The sequence below is a fragment of the Sphingomonas sp. genome, from assembly GCF_042095875.1.
Lineage (GTDB): Bacteria > Pseudomonadota > Alphaproteobacteria > Sphingomonadales > Sphingomonadaceae > Sphingomonas.
The window spans coordinates 1-3,906 of the sequence record NZ_JBELMJ010000095.1 but is presented as its reverse complement, the minus strand read 5'-3'; the positions used below and the strand labels follow the sequence as shown (position 1 = coordinate 3,906).

The 3,906-nt window shown below is 64.1% G+C and carries 4 protein-coding genes; all 4 read left to right on the top strand.

Annotated elements, in window-relative coordinates; all coding sequences use genetic code 11:
• The first annotated feature begins 178 nt into the window (after positions 1-178).
• On the top strand, positions 179-550 hold the full coding sequence (gene rpsL / locus ACFDS6_RS16765; protein ID WP_010185487.1) for a 30S ribosomal protein S12: 372 nt from the start codon (positions 179-181) through the stop codon (positions 548-550).
• A 57-nt stretch (positions 551-607) separates the two neighbouring features.
• Positions 608-1,078, top strand: coding sequence for a 30S ribosomal protein S7 (gene rpsG, locus ACFDS6_RS16760; protein WP_017979497.1), 471 nt, complete (start codon positions 608-610; stop codon positions 1,076-1,078).
• An 84-nt stretch (positions 1,079-1,162) separates the two neighbouring features.
• Positions 1,163-3,256: an elongation factor G gene (gene fusA, locus ACFDS6_RS16755; protein WP_375273221.1), complete on the top strand. Its 2,094-nt coding sequence runs from the start codon at positions 1,163-1,165 to the stop codon at positions 3,254-3,256.
• A gap of 220 nt (positions 3,257-3,476) precedes the next feature.
• The coding region (locus ACFDS6_RS16750; RefSeq protein WP_375273220.1) for a GTP-binding protein at positions 3,477-3,906 on the top strand (430 nt) is incomplete at its 3' end.

Genomic DNA, 3,906 nt, shown 5'->3' with positions numbered 1-3,906 from the left:
CCCGACTCTGCGTATAGGCCCGCCCGTTCCATCGGAGCGATCCGGTGGGCAAGCTTGAACATTGCTGGATGCAAAAGTTGTGGGGCCGGGGTGGCGTTTCGCCGTCCGCGTCCCTTTTTGTATTCCGAAGTGCTGTGATGGCTCCAGCAAAGTAACCCATATACGAGGTGAAGGCTTCATGCCGACGATCAACCAGCTGGTCCGCAAGGGCCGCGACCCGCAGAAGGCCAAGTCGAAGGTCCCTGCGATGGAGCAGAACCCGCAGAAGCGCGGCGTCTGCACCCGCGTCTACACGACGACCCCGAAGAAGCCGAACTCGGCGCTTCGCAAGGTGGCCAAGGTTCGCCTGACCAACAGCCGCGAAGTCATTTCGTACATCCCGGGCGAAGGCCACAACCTGCAGGAGCACTCGGTGGTGCTCATCCGCGGCGGCCGTGTGCGCGATCTTCCCGGCGTGCGCTACCACGTCCTGCGCGGCGTGCTCGACACGCAGGGCGTCAAGGATCGTCGCCAGTCCCGCTCCAAGTACGGCGCCAAGCGTCCGAAGTAAGCCGGTCGGCCTCCCGAGAGGCTCGTCCAGAAGGCTGAAGTTTGAAAGGTTTTTGAAATGGCACGTCGTCGTCGTCCCGAAAAGCGGGTCATCCTGCCTGATCCCAAGTTCGGGGATGAGGTTCTGTCGAAGTTCATGAATTCGGTGATGCTGGACGGCAAGAAGTCCGTCGCAGAACTCATCGTCTACGGTGCTCTGGAAACCGTCGAGCAGCGCGCGAAGCGCGAGCCGATCGGCGTGTTCCACGACGCGCTGAACAACATCAAGCCGGGCATCGAAGTGCGCTCGCGCCGCGTCGGCGGTGCGACCTATCAGGTCCCCGTCGAGGTTCGTCCGGAGCGCGCCCAGGCGCTCGCGATCCGCTGGCTCATCGCCGCGGCGCGTGCCCGCAGCGAGAACACCATGTCGGCCCGCCTCTCGGGCGAGCTGATGGACGCCGCCAACAACCGCGGCAACGCGGTGAAGAAGCGCGAAGACACGCACCGCATGGCGGAAGCGAACCGGGCGTTCTCGCACTACCGCTGGTAAGGCTTGGAAGCGCACCGCTTTTAAACTATATCATGGGGAGCCGGCGAAAGCTGCGCTCCCCATATCTCTAAGGAAATCACGATCATGGCCCGCAGCCATCCGCTCGAGCGCTATCGCAATATCGGCATCATGGCGCACATCGACGCCGGCAAGACGACCACGACCGAGCGCATCCTCTATTACACCGGCAAGTCCTACAAGATCGGCGAAGTGCACGAAGGCACCGCGACGATGGACTGGATGGAGCAGGAGCAGGAGCGCGGGATCACGATCACGTCGGCCGCCACCACCTGCAAGTGGAAGGCCGAAGAGGGTCAGGGCCCTGAGCACCTGATCAACATCATCGACACGCCGGGCCACGTCGACTTCACCATCGAAGTCGAGCGTTCGCTGCGCGTCCTCGACGGCGCGGTCGCGTGCTTCGACGGCGTTGCCGGCGTCGAACCGCAGTCGGAAACCGTGTGGCGTCAGGCCGACAAGTACGGCGTGCCGCGCATGTGCTTCGTCAACAAGCTCGACCGTACCGGCGCCGATTTCTACTTCTGCGTGCAGTCGATCATCGATCGTCTGGGTGCAAAGCCCGCAGTGCTGTACCTGCCGATCGGCATGGAGGGCCAGTTCAAGGGGCTGGTCGACCTGGTCGAGAACCGCGCGATCATCTGGCTCGAGGAGTCGCTGGGCGCGAAGTTCGAGTATCAGGACATTCCCGCCGACCTGACCGAGAAGGCCGCCAAGTATCGCAGCGACCTGATCGAGCTCGCGGTCGAGCAGGACGACGACGCGATGGAGGCGTACCTGGAGGGCAACGAGCCCGACACGGCGACGCTCAAGAAGCTGATCCGCAAGGGCACGCTGAACATGTCGTTCGTGCCGGTCGTGTGCGGCTCGGCGTTCAAGAACAAGGGCGTCCAGCCGCTGCTCGACGCGGTGGTCGACTATCTGCCGAGCCCGCTCGACGTGCCGGCGATCAAGGGCGTCAAGCTCGACGGCGAGACGCCGGACGAGCGTCCGTCGTCGGACGAGGCGCCGTTCTCGGCGCTGGCGTTCAAGATCATGAACGATCCGTTCGTCGGCTCGCTGACCTTCGCGCGCATCTATTCGGGCGTCCTGACCAAGGGCGGCTACCTGAACTCGGTGAAGGACAAGAAGGAAAAGATCGGCCGTATGCTCCTCATGCACGCGAATTCGCGTGAGGACATCGAAGAGGCGCGTGCGGGCGACATCGTCGCGCTGGCGGGTCTCAAGGAAACGACGACGGGCGACACGCTTTGCGATCCGGCGCACCCGATCATCCTGGAGCGCATGGAATTCCCCGAGCCGGTCATCGAGCTGTCGGTGGAGCCGAAGACCAAGGCCGACCAGGAAAAGATGGGCATCGCGCTCAACCGCCTGGCTGCCGAGGATCCCTCGTTCCGCGTGTCGACCGATCACGAATCGGGCCAGACGATCATCAAGGGGATGGGCGAACTCCACCTCGAGATTCTCGTCGACCGCATGAAGCGCGAGTTCAAGGTCGAGGCAAACGTCGGTGCGCCGCAGGTGGCGTATCGCGAATACCTCAAGAAGGCCGTGGATATCGACTACACGCACAAGAAGCAGTCGGGCGGCACCGGTCAGTTCGGTCGCGTGAAGGTGAAGCTGACGCCGGGCGAGCGTGGCGCGGGCATCGTCTTCAAGGACGAGATCAAGGGCGGTAACATTCCGCGCGAATATATCCCTGCGATCGAAAAGGGCTTCCGCGAGACGGCGGCCACGGGTTCGCTGGTCGGCTTCCCGATCATCGACTTCGACATCACGCTGTATGACGGCGCGTACCACGACGTCGACTCGTCGGCGCTGGCGTTCGAAATCACCGCGCGCGGTGCGATGCGTGAAGGCGCCCAGAAGGCGGGCATCACGCTGCTCGAGCCGGTCATGAAGGTCGAGGTCGTTACCCCTGAGGACTATCTGGGCGACGTCATCGGCGACATGAACTCGCGTCGTGGCCAGATCCAGGGCACCGACACGCGCGGCAACGCGCAGGCGGTGACCGCGATGGTCCCGCTGGCGAACATGTTCGGCTACGTGAACTCGCTGCGCTCGTTCACGCAGGGCCGCGCCAGCTACTCGATGCAGTTCTCGCACTACGACGAAGTGCCGCAGAACGTCGCCGACGAGGTGAAGGCCAAGCTCGCGTAAGGCGCACCGGGGCAGGGCGACCTGCCCCGGAGACGCCGGGCGCCGGGCGACCTCGGGCTTGCCCGGGGATCGACGACGCGGAATTTACTTCCGCGTCGGCTCCCCGGCCGGGATCATCCCGGCCAAGGGGTTTGCGCAACACGAATTCTGCCGCTATGGGGCCGCCTTCACGGCGGGTCCTGCGTGCGGCTCCAGTGACATCCAAGAAGGTAGGGAAACAATGGCTAAGGCTAAGTTTGAGCGGACCAAGCCGCACCTGAACATCGGCACCATCGGTCACGTCGACCATGGCAAGACCTCGCTGACGGCGGCGATCACCAAGGTGCTGGCGGAGAACGTGGCGGGTAACGCCGCGGTGGACTTCGCGAACATCGACAAGGCGCCGGAAGAGCGCGAGCGCGGCATTACGATCTCGACCGCGCACGTCGAGTACGAGACGGCGAACCGCCACTACGCGCACGTCGACTGCCCGGGTCACGCCGACTACGTGAAGAACATGATCACCGGTGCCGCCCAGATGGACGGCGCGATCCTGGTCGTGTCCTCGACCGACGGCCCGATGCCGCAGACCCGCGAGCACATCCTGCTTGCCCGTCAGGTCGGCGTGCCGGCGATGGTCGTGTTCATGAACAAGGTCGACCTGGTCGACG

Bases quoted from the DNA above. Each gene is read 5' to 3' on its own strand.
- rpsL (WP_010185487.1), top strand. From the start codon at position 179: ATGCCGACGATCAACCAGCTGGTCCGCAAGGGCCGCGACCCGCAGAAG.
- rpsG (WP_017979497.1), top strand. From the start codon at position 608: ATGGCACGTCGTCGTCGTCCCGAAAAGCGGGTCATCCTGCCTGATCCC.
- fusA (WP_375273221.1), top strand. From the start codon at position 1,163: ATGGCCCGCAGCCATCCGCTCGAGCGCTATCGCAATATCGGCATCATG.